The 20,972-nt window shown below is 41.3% G+C and carries 18 protein-coding genes; 8 read left to right on the top strand and 10 right to left on the bottom strand.

Annotated features, from left to right (window positions below; all coding sequences use genetic code 11):
• Positions 1–14: 14 nt before the first annotated feature.
• The 3 genes from MHI08_RS16505 to MHI08_RS16495 are packed head-to-tail and all read right to left on the bottom strand — an operon-like array spanning position 15 to position 3,715.
• Positions 15–1,157 (bottom strand): Ger(x)C family spore germination protein, encoded by a 1,143-nt coding sequence (locus tag MHI08_RS16505; RefSeq protein ID WP_025093922.1) that lies wholly within the window; start codon positions 1,155–1,157, stop codon positions 15–17.
• Positions 1,147–2,244, bottom strand: coding sequence for a GerAB/ArcD/ProY family transporter (locus MHI08_RS16500; RefSeq protein ID WP_212051226.1), 1,098 nt, complete (start codon positions 2,242–2,244; stop codon positions 1,147–1,149). Before MHI08_RS16500 ends, MHI08_RS16505 begins: the two co-directional genes overlap by 11 nt.
• On the bottom strand, positions 2,234–3,715 hold the full coding sequence (locus MHI08_RS16495; protein WP_024426302.1) for a spore germination protein: 1,482 nt from the start codon (positions 3,713–3,715) through the stop codon (positions 2,234–2,236). The genes MHI08_RS16500 and MHI08_RS16495 overlap by 11 nt, the downstream gene beginning before the upstream one ends.
• A gap of 746 nt (positions 3,716–4,461) precedes the next feature.
• Between MHI08_RS16495 and pgsB the strand changes: the two genes are divergently transcribed.
• From pgsB to MHI08_RS16470, 5 genes are all read left to right on the top strand, one after another.
• A complete protein-coding gene (gene pgsB / locus MHI08_RS16490) occupies positions 4,462–5,643 on the top strand; it encodes a poly-gamma-glutamate synthase PgsB (protein ID WP_024423670.1) in 1,182 nt (393 codons plus the stop codon).
• A 15-nt stretch (positions 5,644–5,658) separates the two neighbouring features.
• The gene (gene pgsC, locus MHI08_RS16485) at positions 5,659–6,108 is read left to right on the top strand and encodes a poly-gamma-glutamate biosynthesis protein PgsC (protein WP_024426301.1); all 450 of its coding nucleotides are present in this window, start codon (positions 5,659–5,661) and stop codon (positions 6,106–6,108) included.
• Positions 6,109–6,126: 18 nt separating this feature from the next.
• The gene (locus tag MHI08_RS16480; protein ID WP_024426300.1) at positions 6,127–7,293 is read left to right on the top strand and encodes a CapA family protein; all 1,167 of its coding nucleotides are present in this window, start codon (positions 6,127–6,129) and stop codon (positions 7,291–7,293) included.
• Positions 7,290–7,460, top strand: a complete 171-nt coding sequence (locus MHI08_RS16475; RefSeq protein ID WP_087976066.1) for a hypothetical protein — start codon at positions 7,290–7,292, stop codon at positions 7,458–7,460. Before MHI08_RS16480 ends, MHI08_RS16475 begins: the two co-directional genes overlap by 4 nt.
• Positions 7,461–7,568: 108 nt before the next feature.
• Positions 7,569–8,792 (top strand): C40 family peptidase, encoded by a 1,224-nt coding sequence (locus MHI08_RS16470; RefSeq protein WP_073207659.1) that lies wholly within the window; start codon positions 7,569–7,571, stop codon positions 8,790–8,792.
• A 56-nt stretch (positions 8,793–8,848) separates the two neighbouring features.
• On the opposite strand, the gene MHI08_RS16465 is transcribed toward MHI08_RS16470, so the two are convergent.
• Both MHI08_RS16465 and MHI08_RS16460 read right to left on the bottom strand, forming a co-directional pair.
• Positions 8,849–9,730, bottom strand: a complete 882-nt coding sequence (locus MHI08_RS16465) for a Cof-type HAD-IIB family hydrolase (protein WP_185853896.1) — start codon at positions 9,728–9,730, stop codon at positions 8,849–8,851.
• Positions 9,731–10,091: 361 nt separating this feature from the next.
• Entirely contained in the window at positions 10,092–11,057 is a 966-nt protein-coding gene (locus MHI08_RS16460) for an LCP family protein (protein ID WP_025093927.1), read from the bottom strand.
• 258 nt (positions 11,058–11,315) lie between these two features.
• Here MHI08_RS16460 and MHI08_RS16455 point away from each other — a divergent pair, with 258 nt between their 5' ends.
• Positions 11,316–12,680, top strand: a complete 1,365-nt coding sequence (locus MHI08_RS16455) for a sugar porter family MFS transporter (RefSeq protein ID WP_212051224.1) — start codon at positions 11,316–11,318, stop codon at positions 12,678–12,680.
• 136 nt (positions 12,681–12,816) lie between these two features.
• Positions 12,817–14,214 (top strand): bifunctional glycosyltransferase family 2 protein/class I SAM-dependent methyltransferase, encoded by a 1,398-nt coding sequence (locus tag MHI08_RS16450; RefSeq protein WP_342499785.1) that lies wholly within the window; start codon positions 12,817–12,819, stop codon positions 14,212–14,214.
• 13 nt (positions 14,215–14,227) lie between these two features.
• Here MHI08_RS16450 and MHI08_RS16445 read toward each other — a convergent pair whose 3' ends face one another.
• The 5 genes from MHI08_RS16445 to kduI all read right to left on the bottom strand — a co-directional run bounded on the left by MHI08_RS16445 (position 14,228) and on the right by kduI (position 19,650).
• Positions 14,228–15,373: a Ger(x)C family spore germination protein gene (locus MHI08_RS16445; RefSeq protein WP_041087951.1), complete on the bottom strand. Its 1,146-nt coding sequence runs from the start codon at positions 15,371–15,373 to the stop codon at positions 14,228–14,230.
• A complete protein-coding gene (locus MHI08_RS16440; RefSeq protein ID WP_041087953.1) occupies positions 15,370–16,470 on the bottom strand; it encodes a GerAB/ArcD/ProY family transporter in 1,101 nt (366 codons plus the stop codon). The genes MHI08_RS16445 and MHI08_RS16440 overlap by 4 nt, the downstream gene beginning before the upstream one ends.
• Positions 16,471–16,473: 3 nt before the next feature.
• Positions 16,474–17,940: a spore germination protein gene (locus tag MHI08_RS16435; protein ID WP_041108083.1), complete on the bottom strand. Its 1,467-nt coding sequence runs from the start codon at positions 17,938–17,940 to the stop codon at positions 16,474–16,476.
• A gap of 103 nt (positions 17,941–18,043) precedes the next feature.
• Entirely contained in the window at positions 18,044–18,814 is a 771-nt protein-coding gene (kduD, locus tag MHI08_RS16430) for a 2-dehydro-3-deoxy-D-gluconate 5-dehydrogenase KduD (RefSeq protein ID WP_041108082.1), read from the bottom strand.
• An 8-nt stretch (positions 18,815–18,822) separates the two neighbouring features.
• Entirely contained in the window at positions 18,823–19,650 is an 828-nt protein-coding gene (kduI, locus tag MHI08_RS16425) for a 5-dehydro-4-deoxy-D-glucuronate isomerase (protein ID WP_342499784.1), read from the bottom strand.
• A gap of 258 nt (positions 19,651–19,908) precedes the next feature.
• Between kduI and MHI08_RS16420 the strand changes: the two genes are divergently transcribed.
• Entirely contained in the window at positions 19,909–20,919 is a 1,011-nt protein-coding gene (locus tag MHI08_RS16420; protein ID WP_041108078.1) for a LacI family DNA-binding transcriptional regulator, read from the top strand.
• Positions 20,920–20,972: the final 53 nt, after the last annotated feature.

The following is a 20,972-nucleotide window of genomic DNA, read 5'->3' as shown; positions in this document are numbered from 1 at the left end:
GCTTCTTCCTTTTCTTAACTAATAATACCTGTTTGTGTAATGTTCACTTTCACTTTTGGAATGATTTTCACCTTCGGATAATCGGTGACCCAGTTCATTTTCATATATTCATCATAGTGTTTTACCCGATATTTTCTGCCAAGGCTTAGGACGTCAGAATTTGCTTCTTGCAGGGCCGCAATAACTCTTTCGGCGTCTTTAGTCAAAATAGCTGACAGCCTTTTATTTAACATTTTAATTTTCTTGTCTGTATCTAAATTATCTTTCGGATATTCAATAACAGAGGTATTGAATTCAAACTCAAGAGAGAAGGTTACGTTTCGATGATCAGGATTGACGATTTTAATGTCTCTTTTTGTATCGGTAACTTGAATGCTGATGTAATTGTTCTCCTTTGATTTCATATCACTTCTTACTTTTTTTGTGAAGTTTGCATAACTGCCCATTTTTCCATCCATGATGGTGAGCAGAATGGCATCTTGCGCATAAAGTTCTCCTTTCATTTTCTCATTATCAAATAAGGCGACCCCCCTTACACTCGTTAACTTTTTTGATTTATCGTAGTAGAGTAATGGCAGTGTGAAATCCTCGCCGGTTTGCAGCATTTTGGACCGGATATTTTGAATGTTCTTAGGTGCAACTTGTGAGGAGCGTGATGCAGAAGTGATCAGGTTGTTTAAATAGTCGCTCACAATGAGTTTTTCCTTGAGCAGAGAATTGATTAAGTCCACACAACTCCCGCCTTGCACCACTGCCAAGTTTGCGAGCAAAGGGCTTTTGGGATCGCGATAAAACATATCTAAGTAAGGGAGCAGCCGGTTTTGGGCAAATTCATCACCGATCAGCAGGACCCTCATTTTCGACATATCAATTTTTTGGTCTACACTTCGGCTAAAGTTGCTTCTTGCTTTTCTTAAAGTAGGCGCATCGGTTGTGAGAACAGTGGTTAAATAGCTGCCAGAATTCCCTTGCTGCATACTTTGAGACTGCTGCACCTTTCGATAGGTAATCGAATATCTCGCATTGTCATCCTCTCCTTGATCAACAGCTGAAGTTAATACGAGCGAGATGTCTTTTAATAGGTTTTGATCCCAGCAGCCAGGCATGAAAATGAGGGAAACACACATAAGCAGTGTCAACATGTACCTATGATGCATGTGATTTCACCTTCTTTTTGCGGTGTTTGATAAAGATGATAACGGCCATCATGATCGGAAGTGTGTATATAAATGAATATTGTGCAGCGGTAGTAAAGTCATTGAAGCGCTGAATTCTAAAGTTATCAGTTGAAAGAAAACAGCTTGCAGCATAAATCAAAATGGCAAAATAGTAGACATATTTTTTGTGATTTTTTTTCTTCAGCATACTGGACACACCATTTGCACAAAAGTACAGATAATTACTCAGTGTGGCTAAAATGACAAAGACCCAAAAGCTTAGAAAAATTAAATCCGTGCGCTCAATGACACCGAATGTAATGGTTTTTAATAGATACAAAACAGGATTCGGGATAACATCAAGCTCAGCTGGGCTGAAAAACATAAAACAAATTAATGTAATAAATAGGTAGTAAAGCGTCGTGCATATATTTGAAATGGTCATCACTTTATATCGTTCCTTAATGGTGCCCTTCATCAGTGGAGAGATGATTAAAATCATCTCAAATCCATTCAATGACAGCACCACGTCCTTCAATCCAAGCTGAAATTGAGAAATATCTGTTTGGAAAAAAGGCAGAAGGTAATCAATATTGGTTCCTTTCAATGAATAGAACATCAATAGAGAGAGCATAAGCAAAAAGGGAGTTAAGATAAAGTTAAACCTGACAATGGCTGTAATTTGCTCCTTTGAGATATAGATAATGCATATCATCAGTAATAGGTTAATCACCCAGTTTGGTGTGAGCGGGAGCACCCATATGCCAAGAATCCTTGTGAATATAGAAAGGACTACGATGCAGACCGAGGCAAAGTATACCGTATAGAGCACGACCAAGGCGCGTCCAATCCATTTTCCAAAGACCTCAATCAGCGCTTGGAAAAATGACGTTTCTGGATACTTGTAAATGATATAAAGAAAAATGGTATTGATGATTTGGATAAAAAAACACGCGACAATTATTGCCATCCAGCCATCGTGTCCCATGTCTTTCATTAGCAAATGGGGGAGCGCTAAAATACCAACACCAATTTGAGATTGGATGATAAAAAAAACAGCTTGAGGTGGAGATATTTTATTTTTCATTTTTCTTTTTCCACCCTCTCAGTTGTTCAATTTGTTTGTTCTTTTGCGGATTTAAATAAACAGGGCGGTTTTTGTACATCCACATTGGGAGTCGAACCACAGTATCTTTTAAGTCCTGCCAGTTAAATGGAGCAACAGGTGATAAATATGGCACCCCTAGTGATTCTAGGCGGCATAAATTCATGAGAATAATGGCGAGCCCAAATGAAATGCCAATAAATCCAAACATCGATGCCATAAACATGAGCGGGAAACGAAGCATCCTGATGGTGGACGTCATTTCAAACGACGGAAGTACAAATGAAGCGACAGCCGTCACAGCGACTACAATCACTTGGACATTCGAAATAAGTCCTGCTTGTACAACCGCATCCCCAATAACCAAACCTCCTACGATGCCAATGGTCTGCCCGATAGGTTTAGGCAGACGCACCCCAGCCTCACGTATAAGTTCAATTGTGATCTCCATCAGCATAGCCTCAATCAATGGAGGAAAGGGAATGCCAATAATAGAGTTCTTCATCGTAATAGCTAGTTCATCTGGGACAACCTCATAATGAAACGCAATAACAGCAATATAAAAAGATGGCAATATGACTGCGATGATGCAGGCAAGATAACGAAGAATACGAATAAACGTAGCAGGAATCCAGCGGCTGTTATAATCATCTGGCGACTGAAAAAAACTAAAGAACGTGATAGGCAGAATAATGGCCATTGGACTGCCATCCATGAGTACGACTATTCTGCCTTCAAGAATTGCAGATCTTACCTTGTCCGGACGTTCTGTATCAATCAGCTGCGGGAAAATAGAATATGAATCTTCCTCAATTGCCTCAACGATAGAGCCAGGACTTATCAGTGTGTCTACTTTAATAGAAGAAATCCGTCTGTTGACTTCTTCGACCTTTTCTTGATTGGCAATATCAGATATATAAACCGTTGCAAGCTTTGTTTCCGATTTTGTACCGACCTTATGATATTGAATGGCAAGCTTCCGATCATTTAAATGCGAACGCAGTAAGTAGATATTGGTATCAAGACTTTCAACAAAACCATCATGTGCACCCGCGATAATACTTTCAGAAGACGGTTCAGTAATAGAGCGCAGCGGCGGCTGTCCGACAGCAAACAGCTTGATTTGCGAGGAGTTTTCATCAAGAAAGGCAATACTTCCCGCAATAATACTGTCTGTGATCAGCGTCAAGTCGCCTGTTTCAAGTGTGCTAAGAGACTTTATATAATTCTGCTTTCCAGGAGAGCCTAATAAGTTACCGATAATGAAATCATTTAATTTGCCTTCATCAATTCTTGTTTTAATAAAGAACAGCACAGATTTTGTTTCATTCACCATTAACTCTCGATATTCAAAATCGCCGCTTTGCTGAAATGTTTTTTTTAGGATACGGATTTTTTCCTCGAAGCTGCCTGATAAAAAATGCAGGCGTGTCTGCTCATTGGTGTTTGGCATCTTTAGCCTCCTCTCACAGATTTTTTACCCATAGTGTAAGCGGAGAAGCGGATTTTATTCGTCTCCTTTGGGGAAAGCATGCCATAAGCTGACAACTTTCAACTAAATTCACATTAAAAATGTTAAGAAATGATGAATCTTGATAAAAACAAATGAATAATGTTTCATTGTTTAGGTCATAAGGTGCGAATCTCGTAAAGAGAAGGTACACCTAAATGATCAAAATTTTACATCTTATCCCAATTTTTCGTGACCTAAAAATAAGCAGATGACTTGATTTTTTTAGAGGTGACCTTTGTCATAGGCCAACACATAGCAATCTGACCAATGAGAATGACTTTCTAACCTGTTCGTTCAAAAATATAAAATATTCTAAAACACGCACTATTCATTTAAAGCGCTGATATGACTGATGTTATAGAGAAGAGCGGGCTTTAAAACATTGATTCAAAATACATCTTAATAATTGTCAAAAAATTTAGGGAGAAAAGGACAAAAGATTTTCGGATCATTGATGGTAACGCTTTCTCATGAATTCAGCAGAAATTCAGATTGATTTTTGTCCGCCTTTTGGCCTTTTCATTTAAAGGATGGGTAGGCAAAAAAGCCTTCTGATTAGAGGAATTTGGCATACGAGGAAGTGAAAGATTATGTTACATAATACCGATTGTGATTTTATGCTGAACAGATATACTGTTGATTGAATTTACATATCACACTCATAAAAAAAGGAGATGTAGATAGCGATGTGGTTAATCGTTATAGCCTGTGTCATCATGTTAGGGATTGGCTTTATTGAAAAGAAGCGTCATCAGAAAAATATCGATGCCCTGCCGGTGCGCGTCAATATTAATGGTATTCGCGGAAAGTCTACCGTCACAAGATTGACAACCGGTATCTTAATGGAGGCAGGTTATAAAACTGTCGGTAAAACAACGGGAACGGATGCAAGAATGATTTATTGGGATACGCCAGAGGAGAAACCGATTAAAAGGAAACCGCAAGGACCGAATATCGGAGAGCAGAAAGAAGTTATGAGAGAAACAGTTGAAAGAGGAGCAAATGCCATCGTCAGTGAATGTATGGCGGTAAATCCAGATTACCAAATTATCTTTCAGGAAGAGCTGCTTCAAGCAAATATTGGCGTGATCGTAAACGTTCTTGAAGACCATATGGACGTTATGGGGCCGACACTTGATGAAATAGCAGAAGCCTTTACAGCGACAATTCCTTACAATGGACACTTGGTTATTACGGATAGTGAATATACAGATTTCTTTAAAGAGATTGCGAAAAAACGCAACACAGAAGTCATTGTTGCGGATAATTCCAAGATTTCTGATGAGTTTTTGCGGAAATTTGAGTACATGGTTTTCCCAGATAATGCTTCACTTGCACTTGGGGTTGCCCAAGCATTAGGGATTGATGAAGATACGGCATTCAGAGGAATGTTAAATGCGCCGCCTGATCCAGGAGCGATGAGAATTCTCCCATTAATGGACGCGAAAACACCTGGACACTTTGTAAATGGATTTGCGGCAAATGACGCAGCATCTACATTGAACATTTGGAAGCGTGTGAAAGAAATTGGATATCCAACAGATGAACCGATTATTATTATGAACTGCCGTGCAGATCGGGTAGATAGAACGATCCAGTTTGCGGAGGATGTACTTCCATATATTGAAGCAAGTGATCTTGTCTTAATTGGTGAAACAACTGATCCAATTGTGAAGGCATATGAGGAAGGGAAAATTCCGGCTGACCACTTACACAACCTTGAATATCAATCTACAGAAGAAATTATGAATATGCTTGAGAAAAAGCTTCATAATCGAGTGGTTTATGGAGTCGGCAATATCCATGGTGCCGCTGAACCGTTAATCGAAAAAATTCAAGAATACAAAATTAAGCAGCTTGTCAGCTAGGAGGAAATATAGAAAATGTTCGGATCAGATCTTTATATCTCGTTAATTTTAGGTGTTCTACTTAGTTTAATCTTTGCAGAAAAAACAGGAATCGTACCAGCTGGACTTGTTGTCCCGGGTTATCTGGCACTCGTATTTAACCAGCCAGTCTTCATTTTAATCGTCTTATCTGTCAGCTTGCTTACGTATGTGATCGTTCGCTTTGGCTTATCAAAATTCATGATTTTATACGGACGCAGAAAGTTTGCTGCGATGCTGATTACAGGGATTGCCTTAAAGCTGATATTTGATTTCTTCTATCCAGTGGTCCCATTTGAAATAGCAGAATTCCGCGGAATCGGAATCATCGTCCCTGGATTGATTGCAAATACGATTCAAAAGCAAGGTCTTACGATTACCCTTGGAAGCACGTTACTTCTAAGTGGTGCAACATTTGCCATCATGTATGTTTACTATCTATTTTAAGATAAGGTGTGTCCAATGATGAATAAAAAATTGAGCTTTCAGGAAAAGCTGCTGAAAATCACAAAGAATCAAAAGAAAAAGACGAATAAACACGTACTCATTGCTTTACCGATCGTCATTGCTTGTACATTTCTATTTACGTTTATCGGGAAAGCACAAGTGCCAACTGTACAAAAGAATCCAGAAAACATCCTGACCGCTTCGTTTGTCGGTGACATTATGTTTGGAAGAAACGTAGAGAAAGTAACAGAACGCTATGGAAAAGAGCATCTCTTTCGTTATGCCAAGCCATATTTTGATGTGTCAGATTATGTGACAGGTAACTTTGAGCATCCCGTCGCATCAGATAAGGAACAGGCAGCCCAAAAGAATATTCATTTAAAAACAGATGAAGATTCTGTCCAAGCGTTGAAGGATTTAAATTTCTCTGTCTTAAACTTTGCGAATAACCATGCGGCAGACTATGGTGAAAAAGGGCTGAACAACACGATCAATGCCTTTGAACAAAATGGTATGGATTATACAGGTGCAGGCCGTAACCTCCAAGATGCGAAGCAGAACATTTCGTATAAAGAAGTAAATGGTGTCAAAATTGCTACACTTGGTTTTACAGATGTGTATGGGAAAGATTTCAAAGCAACGAATCGCCAGGCGGGTATTCTGCCAGCCGATCCATCTATCTTTATTCCGATGATTTCGCAGGCTGCTGAAAAGGCAGATCTCGTCGTTGTTCATGCTCACTGGGGACAGGAGTACAACAATGAAGTAAACGACAGACAAAGAGAATTGGCAAGAGCGATGTCTAAGGCCGGAGCTGATATCATTATCGGTGCTCATCCGCACGTCCTTGAACCAATGGAAGTCTATAACGGAACAGCGATTTTCTATAGCCTAGGCAACTTTATTTTTGACCAAGGCTGGTCAAGAACACGTGATTCTGCACTTGTTCAGTATCATCTGAATGAAGATGGAAAAGCGACATTTGAAGTTGTCCCAATGTACATCAAAGAAGCAACACCTGCTCCAGTAAAAGCAGGATCTCTAGAATCAAAAGCCATTATCCGTATGCTGACCAATGGAACGAATGCAGATTGGAAAGAAAAAGACGGACACATTTTCTTTGAAGTAGATCACGCTGATAAAGTTAAAAACTTAAAAGAAAACGGAGGGAAAGAGAAGAAATGAAATTCCTAAAAGCAAGCTGGCCGTTTGTTGCGTTAATTTTAGTCTTTGTCTTTATGTCTGCTTTTAAATTTAGTGACAGTCTGACAGATCACGAAAAACAAAAGATTTCGGTTGAAATGCAGAAAATTGAACAGCAAAAGCAGTCAAAAGCGGAAGCAGGTAAATAACCTAAAAAGGATAAAGGGCACGCACATCGCGTGCTCTTTTTTTGTCGAAAAAGGGTGTAAAATGAAAGGTGTCATGCCGAAACTATAGAAGATTGGAGGGAAAAGATCATGAAATGGAAAGGAATATTGATAGGAGGGTGTGCGCTTGTTGGGCTGATGTTCATGTCTCAATCAGCGGTATCTGCTCAAACACCATCTCTTTTGGAGCAAGCGGAAAAGCTGATTGGAACACCTTATCATAAAGGAGGAACCGATCCAAAAACGGGCTTTGATGCATCTGGGTTTATTCAATATGTGTACAAGACATCCGAAACATTTGATTTGCCGCGGAAGGTAATCGACCAATATCAGATTGGAAAAAAGGTATCATGGGATAAAGCGCAGCCCGGTGACCTTGTGTATTTCCGAAGCCTTGAAGAAACAAAGGATATCCCAACACATGTGGCGTTGTACGCTGGGAACAATCAGGTCATCCACATCACGCTTAGTCAAGGTGTGGTGAAAACGGATGTCAGCAAAAGCAAATATTGGACAGACCGATTTTATGCGGTCAAACGCCTGCCCGGCACGCAAGAAATTTCTGATGACCCTCTTGTGAAAGATGCGCTGACCTATTTAGGAATTCCTTATGAATTTGGAGGAGCAGATCCAAAGACTGGATTTGACTGCTCAGGATTTTTACAGTATTTATTTGAAAAATCGCTTGGGATTTATTTACCTCGAAGTGCTGAACAGCAGTGGATAGTTGGAGAAAAAGTGGCATTAGACAATATCCGCCCTGGGGATTTTGTCTTTTTTAGCAACACATATAAGCCCGGAATTTCTCATGTAGGTATGTATATTGGAGGCGACCGCTTTATTCATGCGAGCCGTTCTGAAAGTGTGACAATTTCTTATTTGTCTGAATCGTATTGGCGCGAAAAATGGACAGGTGCGAAGCGGTTAACAGATCTGGAGCTTGCGAAAGAGGACCCTATCGTATCAAAAGCCGCTACGTATATTGGTGAAGTCCCTTATGTCAAAGGCGGTACGAACCCAAAGGAAGGATTTGATACAGCAGGGTTCACGCAGTACGTGTATCAAAAAGTGCTTGGCATTGAGCTGCCCCGCTACGCATCAGGTCAAGTTAAAGCAGGTACACCTGTGAAACGTTCTGAGCTTCAGCCGGGAGATCTTGTCTTCTTCAGCGGAACATCATTGATGCCGGCGATATATGCAGGATCCAATCAAGTCATTCATGTGACTGTCTCAAACGGTGTTGTCTTAACCAATATGAAAACAAGTACGTACTGGAAGGACAAATATGAAACGGCTGTTAGAATCAAAAAATAAAGAAAAAGCCCGATCAATACTTGTATCGGACTTCTGGACTTCTCTCTAGGCGCTGATCAGACAAGCGTCTTTTTTTCATGGAATTGATTTTGTAAAAGAAGATCAATAAAATAAGCGACACCGTCTTCATGATTTCCTTTTGTGATGAAGGTGCTCTTTTCTTTAATGACATCAACAGCATTCCCCATTGCAATGCGGTGGCCTGCTTCTTCAAACATAGAAAGGTCGTTTGGGCTGTCACCAATTGCATAAATATGTGAGCGGTCTACACCATAATGGGCTGCGAGCTTTTTCAGGGCATGTCCTTTTCCAGACTCTTTTGGCAGCACCTCAATAATATGTTTTCCAGACGAGGTCAATGAAAGCCCAGGCATGTCTGCCAGAAGATTTCGTGCTTCGTTCAGTTTGTTCATATCAAAAGAGAAGCAGAGTAATTTATAGGTCGGTTCGTTCGACTCAAAAATCTCACGGATATCATCCACTGGTTTGATGCCAAATTGTTTAAATTGCGTCATGGCTCCTTCCCATAGATCAGCGAGATCCTCATTTGGGTTTGCGCTTTTGATCAGATCAAATTCTGCTTTCAGCTTCTCTTTTCCATCAAAAGGAGAGAGGAGAGCATCATCTGTATAGACTTCAAAGTAAATGTTTCGTTCCACTAATGCCTTTGCAGCCCGCTTGCCTGCTTCTTGATCCAGTGTGATTCGGCTGAAGAGCTCGTATCCTTCTGTATGGACAGTCCCGCCGTTTGCCGCAATAATGGGGATGTCCAAATCACCAAGCAGCTCCTTTACATCAAAAGTTGCCCGCCCTGTACAGATGGTCACAATATATCCAGCTTCCTTTGCACGAATCAATGCCTCACGGTTTTGAGCGGATATTTCACTTTTTGTATTTAAGAGTGTACCGTCTAAATCAATCGCAATCATTTTTTTCATCGCTGTCAAATCCTCCTTCATTCATGCAATAGCCTCTTCAAAGTATGTACGATTTTCTTCATTCTCATAAAAAAGGAAGGTTGATTCCTCTCTATCAAGGCTAAACAAAAATGAGTGAATGATCAAGGAAATAAGAAAAAGCGCCCCTTAGGGACGCTTCCAGCGTGTAGACAAACCCTCGCACTCCGTGTCAGGTCTGCGCTCCGGTACTCACGAATCTCAAATTCGCTCTGTTCCGGTGCTCGCCCTTCCTAGATTGCAAAGGTTTTCTATCACGCTGAAAAGAAGACAAAGGGCTAAAATCAAGATCATTTTAGCCCTTTGTCAACAATCTAAAAGCGCCCCTTAGGGACGCTTTTATTTATGATAATTCAAGCTGCTTCTTCAATTCAGTTTTCACTTCGTTCAGCTGGTTTTGATCCAATTGGAAATAATAAACGCCGTTTGGCTGGTAATCAGATCCTTTAAGCTGAATGGTATCAACCGATTTCAATGAAGTCAGAAGCGGGAAAAGACCGACTAACTCCTTCATAGAAAGGGTGGTTGACACATTATCACCGAGTGTATCAATGATATTGTCGTATGACGGAATAGACGTTAATGATTTTGATTTATCAAAAATGGCTTTTAACACTTCCATTTGTCGCTGCCCACGCATTAAGTCACTATCTGCTTTTCTCGTTCTCACATATGCGAGCGCTTGATCACCATCTAGTGTATGAGTTCCAGTTTGAAGCACAACCTTGCCTTTTGTATCCTTTTTAATCTGTTTCACAAGATACTCATCCTTGATGTTAATAGGAACACCGTTTAATTCGTTGACGATTTCTTTAAACGCTACGAAATTACTTTGGATGACAAAATCGACCGGAATATCTAGTAAATCTTCAACTGTGCTCACTGTTAAATCTGCACCGCCAAATGCGTGTGCGTGAGTAATTTTATCAAAACCGTGGCCTGGAATATTAACGTATGAGTCCCTAGGAATGCTTAATAATTTAACGGTTTTATTTGTGCGGTTAATGGTTGCCAAAACCATTGCGTCACTTCGTGCTTGTTTCACTGTTTCGCCCGGTCTGCTGTCAATTCCAAGCAGCAAGACAGAAAAGCTGTCTTTTCCTGGATCGAATGCTTCAATCCGTTTCACAGATTGTGCGCCGCGATCAAGAGATACTTGAGCCTTTTTGGCAGCATTTGTTATTTTATAGTAGGCATAGCCTGTGACTGAAGCAGTTGTCAGTAAAAGAATACTAATAATAAAAAGAGTGACTTTCACCCATGGTTTTAAACGCTTTTTTCCTTTGCGTTTACTTCGTGATTGATCCATATATTTTAAACCCTCGCTATGATTTTATAGTAAAGATGTCCTTCTTTCTGCTTACAAACTAAAACAAATATACCTTAAAACGGGATATAGTGCGACATTTTTTTCACTAACGCTTAATTGACGTTTTCTTCTCGTAAAAAGTTTCAAAGATACACAAATGAAATATATTTGTCATAAAACATCGAAATGTTTGAAATGACAGGAAGTGAGGAAAATGACTTTTCATAAGAGTACAGAGACAAAAGTGGGGTTATGTATATGAAAAATCGGAATGGATGGCTTTATTTCTTCGGCGCCCTTGGCGGTGCTTTATATGGCTATGATACAGGTGTCATCTCTGGCGCCATCTTATTTATGAAAGAGGATTTAGGGTTAAATGCGTTTACAGAGGGGCTTGTCGTCAGCTCGATTTTAATCGGGGCGATGCTCGGTTCCTCTCTTTCTGGAAAGCTGACAGACCAATTTGGGCGGAAAAAAGCCATCATCGCCGCAGCTATTTTGTTTATTATCGGCGGATTTGGTACAGCTCTTGCACCGAATACAGAAGTGATGGTCTTATTCCGAATTGTGCTAGGGCTCGCTGTCGGGTGCTCGACAACGATTGTTCCATTATATTTATCTGAACTTGCGCCAAAGGAATCACGAGGGGCACTGTCCTCTTTAAACCAGCTCATGATCACATTTGGTATTCTTCTTGCCTATATTGTGAACTACGCTTTAGCGGATGCAGAGGCATGGCGCTTGATGCTTGGAATTGCGGTTGTTCCTTCTGTTCTATTATTATTCGGGATTTTGTTTATGCCAGAAAGTCCCCGCTGGCTGTTTGTCCACGGACAGGCTGACCATGCGAAGGAGATATTATCTAAACTCAGAAAAGGTCAGCAAGAAGTGGAAGAAGAAATTTCAGATATTCAAAAGGCGGAAAGTGAAGAGAAAGGCGGTTTTAAGGAATTATTTGAGCCGTGGGTACGCCCAGCATTGATTGCCGGTGTCGGCCTAGCCTTTCTGCAGCAGTTTATCGGTACAAATACGATCATTTACTATGCACCTAAAACATTCACAAGTGTTGGCTTTGGGAATTCAGCAGCGATTTTAGGAACTGTCGGAATTGGTGCAGTGAATGTCATCATGACGTTTGTTGCCATTAAAATCATTGACCGTGTAGGGCGTAAAGCGCTGCTTCTATTTGGGAATGCAGGAATGGTCCTTAGTTTAATTGTTCTGTCAGTGGTCAACCGATTTTTTGAAGGATCAACAGCTGCAGGATGGACAACCGTTATTTGTTTAGGTCTCTTTATCGTCATCTTTGCTGTCAGCTGGGGGCCAGTCGTTTGGGTGATGCTCCCAGAGCTGTTCCCAGTACATGTCAGGGGAATCGGTACAGGTGTCTCGACCTTCCTTCTTCATACAGGAAATTTAATCATCTCGCTGACATTCCCAGCTTTATTAAGCGCGATTGGTATCAGTAATCTTTTCCTCATCTATGCGGTCATTGGCGTAGGCGCCTTCTTATTTGTGAAATACTTGGTGACCGAAACGAAGGGGAAAAGTCTTGAAGAAATTGAAGAAGATTTAAAAAAGAGAAATCGTGCCGTCGCAAGTGGCGAAGGAAAAACGGTATGAACAATGGCCAGCTGCCGTGTGCAGCTGGTTTTTCTATGTTAAACAAACGTTTAATCAAGAAAGGACATTCCCTCATCTTCTGAACGTGCTGCCTATCACATACATATGGAACAGGCGGGAGAAAGGTGGAAATGAGATGAAAGGGAAAACAAGCATTGTCATGCTGACGTACAATGAACTGCATTTGACGAAAACATGTATCGATAGCATTAAACAGCATACGAATAGTGACCAATATGAACTCATCATCGTCGATAATGCATCAACTGACGGCACGAAGGAATATGTAAGAGAGCTGGAAGATGTGATTTTCATTAATAATGAAGAGAATCAAGGTTTTGCAAAAGGATGTAATCAAGGGGCAAAAAAAGCTTCAGGAGATAGCATTCTCTTTTTAAATAATGATACGATCGTGACGGAAAATTGGCTTTCTCCATTAAAAGAGGCGTTATTCGCATCAGAACAGATTGGGATGGTGGGGCCAGTCTCCAATTATGTGAGCGGCCCTCAGATGGTCCAGCCATCATATACAGATGTGAAGGAGCTCCTAGCCTTTGCTAAAGAGTATACGTCTAAGAGAAAAGGGCAGAGAACTTATGTGCACCGGCTTGTGGGGTTTTGCTTGCTCGTGAAAAGAAAGATGATCGAGGATGTGGGGTTATTTGATGAGCGGTTCGTATATGGATCATTTGAGGATGACGATTTATGCTTACGTTCATTACTGAAAGGGTATCAGCTGCAAATTGTGCATGATTCCTTTGTGCATCATCATGGTCATGCTACCTTCAATGCCAATCAAGAAACGAACATCTCTACACTGTTTACTGAGAACAGACTTCGATTTTTAGATAAGTGGGGCATAGATCTAAATTTGATCACCCCTCATCCTTATTTTGCGGAATTACTCCCTGAGGACGCTACACACGTGCTGGATGTTGGGTGCGGCGCAGGGGCAACCGGGCTTGAACTAATGAATCGTCAGTCTGTTGACATGTACGGGGTAGAGGCGGATTCATTAAAAGCAGCGGTCGCAAAGGCGTATTATGAAGAAGTCATCGAGGCACATGCGGATAAATACCCATGGTCAGAGAAAGAGGCCTTTTTTGATGCGGTCATTTTTTCAGATGTTTTAGAGCATGTTTCAGATCCTTGGCACATCATTGAGCAAGCGCACGCATCTTTAAAGCCAGGCGGTGTCATCATCTGCTGCCTGCCTAACATGATGCATGCAGAGGTGCTTCTTCCTTTGATGACAGGGGACTTTACGTATCAAGATGTAGGAATTTTAGACCGAACCCATATGCGGTTCTTCACACCAAACACGATGCGTAAGCTTTTCCCAGACCAATTGTTTGAACGCGTGATCGAACAGCGAATCAATGTACAGATTAATCAAAACGTCCAATTGTTTTTTGACGAAGTAGCAAGGATAGGGGCGTCACTTGGATTTGAAACAAAAGCGTTATCTGACCAAGTGACTTTGTATCAGCTTCTCATTGTCGTACGTAAAAAAGGCGGCCTCTCATTGGGATAACCGCCTTTTGGCATTACCATTTGAAGCTTTTTGTTGCGCCTTCTGCTCCAAAGTTCAAGATGCTGACTTTTACATCGTAATCGATGGCTGCTTCTTGGAATAGTCTATCCCACTCGGTACCATGCTGATCCCAATAGTCAGGATATTTCATACGGAACTGTTGGTTAAAAAATATAGGATCAACTCCCACTTCTTTTTGCACATGATGAACCGCTTTTTGAATATGTTCTTTAATTTTATGTGCAAAGATACGCTCAAATCGTTTGATGTACTGCTCATCGAATGAGTTTTCAGGAGGATTTTGATCCTCAGACAATTTTCCATTTGTTTGTACGCTAATTTTAAAGGATACCTTTCCATCTTTCAGATAGGGCTCAACCTTCGTTTTAGCTTTTTTTATTTCATACGTTATCGGATAACCTTTGTAGGTGGCAGGTACGACGCCGCCAGTGATACGGCCCATTACCCAGTTTAAAGATTGGACATCTTTTGCTGGGATAAAACCAATCAGCTTTCGCGTTTTCCCATTTATGATTCCTGCCCCATCATAAATAATTTCACTGTCGATCACATCTACACTTTGCACAAGGAAGCTAACACCCATCTGAAAGTAATCAGACGCCCGGCCAATACGTGTTGGCGGTGCGATCTTTCCGTTAAAGCTTTGGTTTTTGGATGTTTCAAAGATATGCTCAACCGGTACCTTCTGTTGAGACTTTAACTTTTGATTGACCACTTTTGACGCATCATCTCGTGACACGAGGAGATAGCTGCTGCGCCGAACCTCATCATCTCGAATAAAATGATTAAGTGTTCCTTGAATATCGTGATGCTCCGCTTGATTTCTGCCAAACAAGAAGATTTTCAGGTGATCACTATAGATCGGCGGGTCCTTCAAAGCGACATTACTGACAGCCTCAAGCACATTCTTTCCCTTCGAGACAACATTCACATAGCCAGGAGAATCGGCTTCTTGTGTTCCGCTTATTTTTGGTACAAGGTTTTGGTAGGTTAGCTTAACTCCATTCTCATCTTGTTCATCAATGCCAACACCGCGTACAAACGATAGTTTTTCAATATCCTTTAAGTCCCAGCAGCCAGCTGATAGAAGAAAAAGACAGCAGGAAAAAAAGAATAACAGTATACGCCTGGCTTTCATGTAGAACGACCTCCCCATTTTTTGCGTATCATCAGCAGGATAGCTGTAATAAAAGGAATGGCTAATACCGCGAACAATGCGTAGCCGAGTAAAGTAGAGTAGTAAAAGACTTCATTGATATTTTTAGGGAAAAGTGAGAGTGCTGATGTAATTAAAAATAGCAGCCATAGCAGTCTTGTTATATTGGTTGTTTTAAAAACGGTGAAGCAGCCTTTAATCGCAAACTGGAAAAAGCCCAGCATACAAATGAACTGCTGGCACGTCCAAATTGTCAGTAAGAATATATCAAATCGTTCGATAAACACCCCTTCAAGTTCAAGCGCTTGAATGAGGGAAACCGTCGGCCAAGTGAGAGATTTTGTTTCTCCTACTGTCATGGAGCCGATTACAATAAAAAGTGTGAGTGAGTAAACGAGGGTTGTAATGCCAACTCCAATGGCAGCAGCCCATTTCGCCTTCGACCACTTGTCTTTATAAATGAGTGGCACGACAAACAAAATCACTTCAAACCCTGTAAATTGAATAAAGGTTTGAGAGAACAGGTTACTAAAATCTTTAAAACCATGCGCCATCACAGGGCGCAAATAATCAAAATCAAATATTTTTAAACAAAACAGCATGAGCGCTATGTAAATGACCATTGTGATCGGATAAATATAGGTCACCATTTTGACGACTGGAAGGATACCGCTTTTTAAATGATAGATCGCCACAAGTAAAAATATCATCACAATCACGGTCATGGGAGTCGATTGTAGTAGGAAAAACTGAACCACTTCCCCAAGGACACGTGCTTCAAAGCCGACAATGCCAAGTAAATAGGCGATCAGCATTAAATTAAAGATCGTGCCAAAGAATGCCCCTGCTCCTTTTGTATTTGACTCAAAGATGGTGTCTGGTGCATTCTTTTCGGCAATCCACCCCAACAAAAAAGCAACGAAAGCAAAGATGACTCCCTGTATTAATACAATGATCCAGCCATCAGGGAATCCTGAATTGGCAGAACTGCGTGGAATGGTTAAAATTCCAGCGCCTATCATTGTAGAGCTGCACAGAATGGTGACTTGTAACAATGATAGCTTTTCAGGTCTGTACATCGTTTAATCTCCTTGTCTTTTGAGATTTTTTATTTTTGCTGTTTTTGGTCTAGATTTAAATAGCCCGATTGGTAAACGAACGTACGTATCCTTTAAATCTGAAAACGGTGAAGACAACACTGGTGTGAAATAGTCAAAACCAAAAGTCTTTAACTGCATCAAGTGACAAAGCACAAATAAATAACACATGATTAAACCGTATAATCCAAACAATGCTGAACTAAAAATGGCCATAAACCGCAAAATACGCAGTGGGAAACTAAAATCATATGACGGTGCCGTGAAGTCAGCCAGTGCGGTCAGCGACACAATAATCACCATTAAGGCACTGACGATATTGGCTTGGACAGCTGCCTGACCAATAATAACGCCGCCAATGAGTCCAATTGTCTGTCCAATGGCTCTTGGAAGCCGTAGTCCAGCTTCCCGCAGAAGCTCTATTGTAAAAGACATGAGAATGGCTTCGACAACAGGGGGGAATGGAACATTTTGCCGGCTGCCTGCGATGGTGATTGCCATTCGTGTCGGTAATAAGCCGGGATGATAAGAGACAAGGGCGATGTAGAGCCCTGGTAAAAAAATTGTTAACAGTACGGCGAAATAACGGAGGAGCCGTAAAAGAGTCGCACTTGTCCATCTTTGGTAATAATCCTCTGGTGATTGCATTAGGGCTGTAAGTGTCATAGGTAAAATGAGCGCAAAAGGAGTTCCATCCAGCAAAATGGACACTTTGCCTTCAAGTACAGATGCAATCACCCGGTCAGGACGTTCAGTGTTTTGAATCTGCGGAAAAATGGAAATGTGACTGTCCTCAATCAGCTGTTCAATATAGCCGGTTTCTGGGATGTCATCCATTTTGATTTCGGTCATGCGTGATAGAACATCTTCTACTAATTTGGGGTCAACAATATCACGAACATATACAAGAGCAGCATTTTTTTTATTACGGGAGCCCACACTGATCTTTTGAATGACAAGATTAGGGTCATTTGCCCGCTCACGAAGTAAAGCTGTATTTTTTTCAAGGTTTTCAATAAAACCGATCCGTGGTCCTCTTACTAGCACTTCAGATTGCGGCTCTTCTACTTCCCTAAATTGAAAAAGATTTGTATGGAGTGCAAGTGCTTGAGCCGCTCCATCTACAAATAAAATAGCCTTGCCGCTATATAACTGCTCGATGGCAAGGTTTATATCATCCAGCACATCATTTTGAATGCCAAAGAACGTTTTTGAAAGGGAGGAAAGTGTAGTAGAACTAACCTCAGTGATGTCGAGTTCCTTTTGCATTGGTGAAATGATTTGCTTAGAAAGCATCTCAAATTCTGTGAGTCCTTCAACGTACACGAGACATGCAGAAATAGTAGAAGGACCAAATGAAAAAGAGTGGAACACGATATCATCACTTCTTCCGGCAAAGCTTTTGACACGCTTAATGACGGACGTTATATCTTGTTCAATACGACTTTTCATAATACCTCACCCTCATCACATGTTTTTTATAGAGTGACTCGGAAGGTGGAGAATTATGCAAATAGAAAAAAGAGAATACCCGAATAGGAATTCTCTCGTATATTTATCTCGCAAGCCAGCCCCCATCAACTGCTAAAATGTGGCCGTTCATATAATCAGAAGCTGGTGAGCTAAGGAAAACAGCAGCACCGGCTAGATCCTCAGGCTTTCCCCAGCGTCCGGCGGGGATTCGTTTGAGAATCTCTTCATTTCGATTTTCATCGTCCCGAATGGCTTGTGTGTTATTGGTCGCAATATACCCAGGAGCAATCGCATTCACTTGAATATGCTGGCTCGCCCATTCGTTTGCAAAAGCCTTCGTCAGCCCTGCGACTGCATGCTTACTTGCTGTATAAGCAGGGACAAAAACGCCGCCTTGAAACGATAGAAGGGAGGCGATATTGACGATTTTCCCTTGCCCGTTTTTCAGCATCTGCTGTCCAACCTTTTGCGTGAGGAAAAAGAGACTGTTGATATTCACATCCATGACTGTATGCCAATCTTCCTCTGAATAGTGAACCGCCTGCTCTCTTTTAATGGTTCCAGCATTATTGATTAAAATATCAATCGTATGCTTCTTTAATATGGCATCGACAGCCTGCTTTGCAGACTGAGGATTAGAAAAGTCAACCTGAACCGCATAAAATGATCGGCCTGCCTGTTCGACAAGCGCCTTTGTTTCTTCAAGCGGTGTGTGATGGTACGTACCGATGATATCTGCACCTGATTTGGCAAGCGCCACGGCAATGCCTTGCCCAATGCCGGTTCCAGGACCTGTCACAAGGGCAGTTTTACCTTCAAGGGAAAAGAGGGACGCTGCATATGAAGTTGTCATCACCCTCGTTACCTCAGCTGATCCATTGGGACAAAGTCCATATCTTTGAATGTATAGTTTTCTCCCGCCATTGCCCAAATAAATGAATAATTCGCTGTACCTGAGCCTGAATGAATGGACCAGGCAGGTGAAATGACTGCCTCCTCATTTGCCACAACAAGATGTCTTGTTTCAGATGGCTCCCCCATAAAATGAAAGACCCGTGCATCCTCTTCGATATCAAGATATAAGTACACTTCCATCCGGCGATCATGAATATGAGCGGGCATCGTGTTCCATGTGTTATTGGTTTCAAGCTGAGTGATGCCCATCATGAGCTGACAGCTTTGGATGCCGTCTGCATGGATGACTTGATACAGGTTTCGTACATTGGAGGCAGCTGCTTCCCCTAAGTGGTTTGGTGTTAATTCAGCGATGGCTGCTTTTTGCGAAGGGTACGCTCTATGAGCCGTGGCTGAAACTAGATAGAACTTGGCCTCGTCGCATGATGAACTAGCAAACTGTACATCTTCGTGACCAAGACCAATATATAAGAAATCTTTATGCTCCAGCACAAAGGCCTCACCATCAACAGTGACCGTTCCTTGTCCGCCGACATTCACAATCCCGATTTCTCGTCTTTCAAGAAAATACTCCGTACGTAAAAAGTCCCCAGCATCTAGTGTGATCGGCTCTGCTGCCGGCATGGCTCCGCCGATCACCACGCGGTCCTCATGTGAGTAATAGAGCTTTAATTCACCACTGACAAATAGCGTAGGAATATGAAAATGACGACGAAGTTCCTCTGTTGTAAAACGTTTGACCTGCTCAGGATGTACAGCATAACGATTTTCCATTTGGATAAGCCTCCCTTTCCATCTGAAACAAATATTGATATTTATTTGGTATCGGTTTCAAGGAAAATTTTAGAGGAAAAAGAGAGCGTCGTCAACCGTTATTTTGAAATCGCTTTCTTTTCCTCTGATTAGACAAATTTTTTCTATCATCGTGCAAAAAAATCTTCTGAAATGCGTTCAATTATGATATGCTCTTTTTAAGTTTATTTGAAATCGGTTTCAAACCAGATGAGAAGATCAATTGTGGGAGTTTTTTGAATGAAAGAGAAAAAGCAAACGAAAGTGACCATTAATGAAGTTGCAGCTTATGCAGGTGTCTCAAAATCAACTGTATCCAGATATATCAATGGCAGAACAAATGAAATTTCTTCAGAAAAGGTAAAAAAAATCAAGAAGGCCATTGAGGAACTCCATTATCGCCCGAGTCAGCTTGCTCAAGGACTGAAAGTCAGAAAAAGCAAGGTCATTGGGTTTATTGTAGCCGACATTACGAATCCATTCTCTGTGGCAACACTTCGCGGGGTCGAAGAGATTTGTGATGAATATGGATACAGCATCATGGTGTGCAACACAGATAATCGTCCAGAAAAAGAACGGGAAATGCTCCTAAAGCTGAATGCACATTATATTGAAGGGCTCATCATCAATACGACAGGACAGAACAATGACATTCTGGAGGATTTTAAGAAAAACGGTGTACCGATTGTTCTTGTGGACCGGAAGCTGCCTGAACTGAAAGTCGACACAGTGACCACAAACAACCGTGATATCACCATCCGGCTGCTTCAACAAATGTATGAGAAAGGCTATGATCACATCGCTTTCTTTACTGAGCCTGTCGATGGAATCAGCCCTCGTGAAGAACGAAAGGAAGCATATGAACAGACAGTCTTGAGTAAACATAAGAAGCCGATCATTGCAGAAATTGATTTAAAGCAAAAGGAACAAATGCGCGAAGAGATTGGCCGTTTTTTACAATCAAACGAACAGAAAAAAGCAATTTTAGCCGGCAATGGATTACTCATGCTGAAGCTGATTAGTGAACTTGTAGAGCTTGGGGTGGAGATTCCTGAAGAGATAGGCATTGCAGGGTTTGATGATACAGAATGGTATAAGCTGATTGGACCTGGAATCACAACGGTTGCCCAGCCATCTCATGAAATGGGGAAAGCAGCCATGCAAAAAATTAAGACACGGCTTGAAGGGGATGAAAGTGCGCCCCAAACCATTCAGCTTGATGGAGAAATCATAGTAAGGAAATCTTTATAAATGATAGGCAGAGAAGAGTATACATACGTGCATGCTCTCTCTTTTTCAACTGA

The sequence above is a fragment of the Bacillus sp. FSL M7-0791 genome, from assembly GCF_038627085.1.
In the GTDB taxonomy this organism is placed as follows: Bacteria; Bacillota; Bacilli; order Bacillales; family Bacillaceae; genus Bacillus; species Bacillus safensis.
Note: the sequence above shows the minus strand (reverse complement) of the source record. Positions and strands in the feature narration are given on the sequence as shown.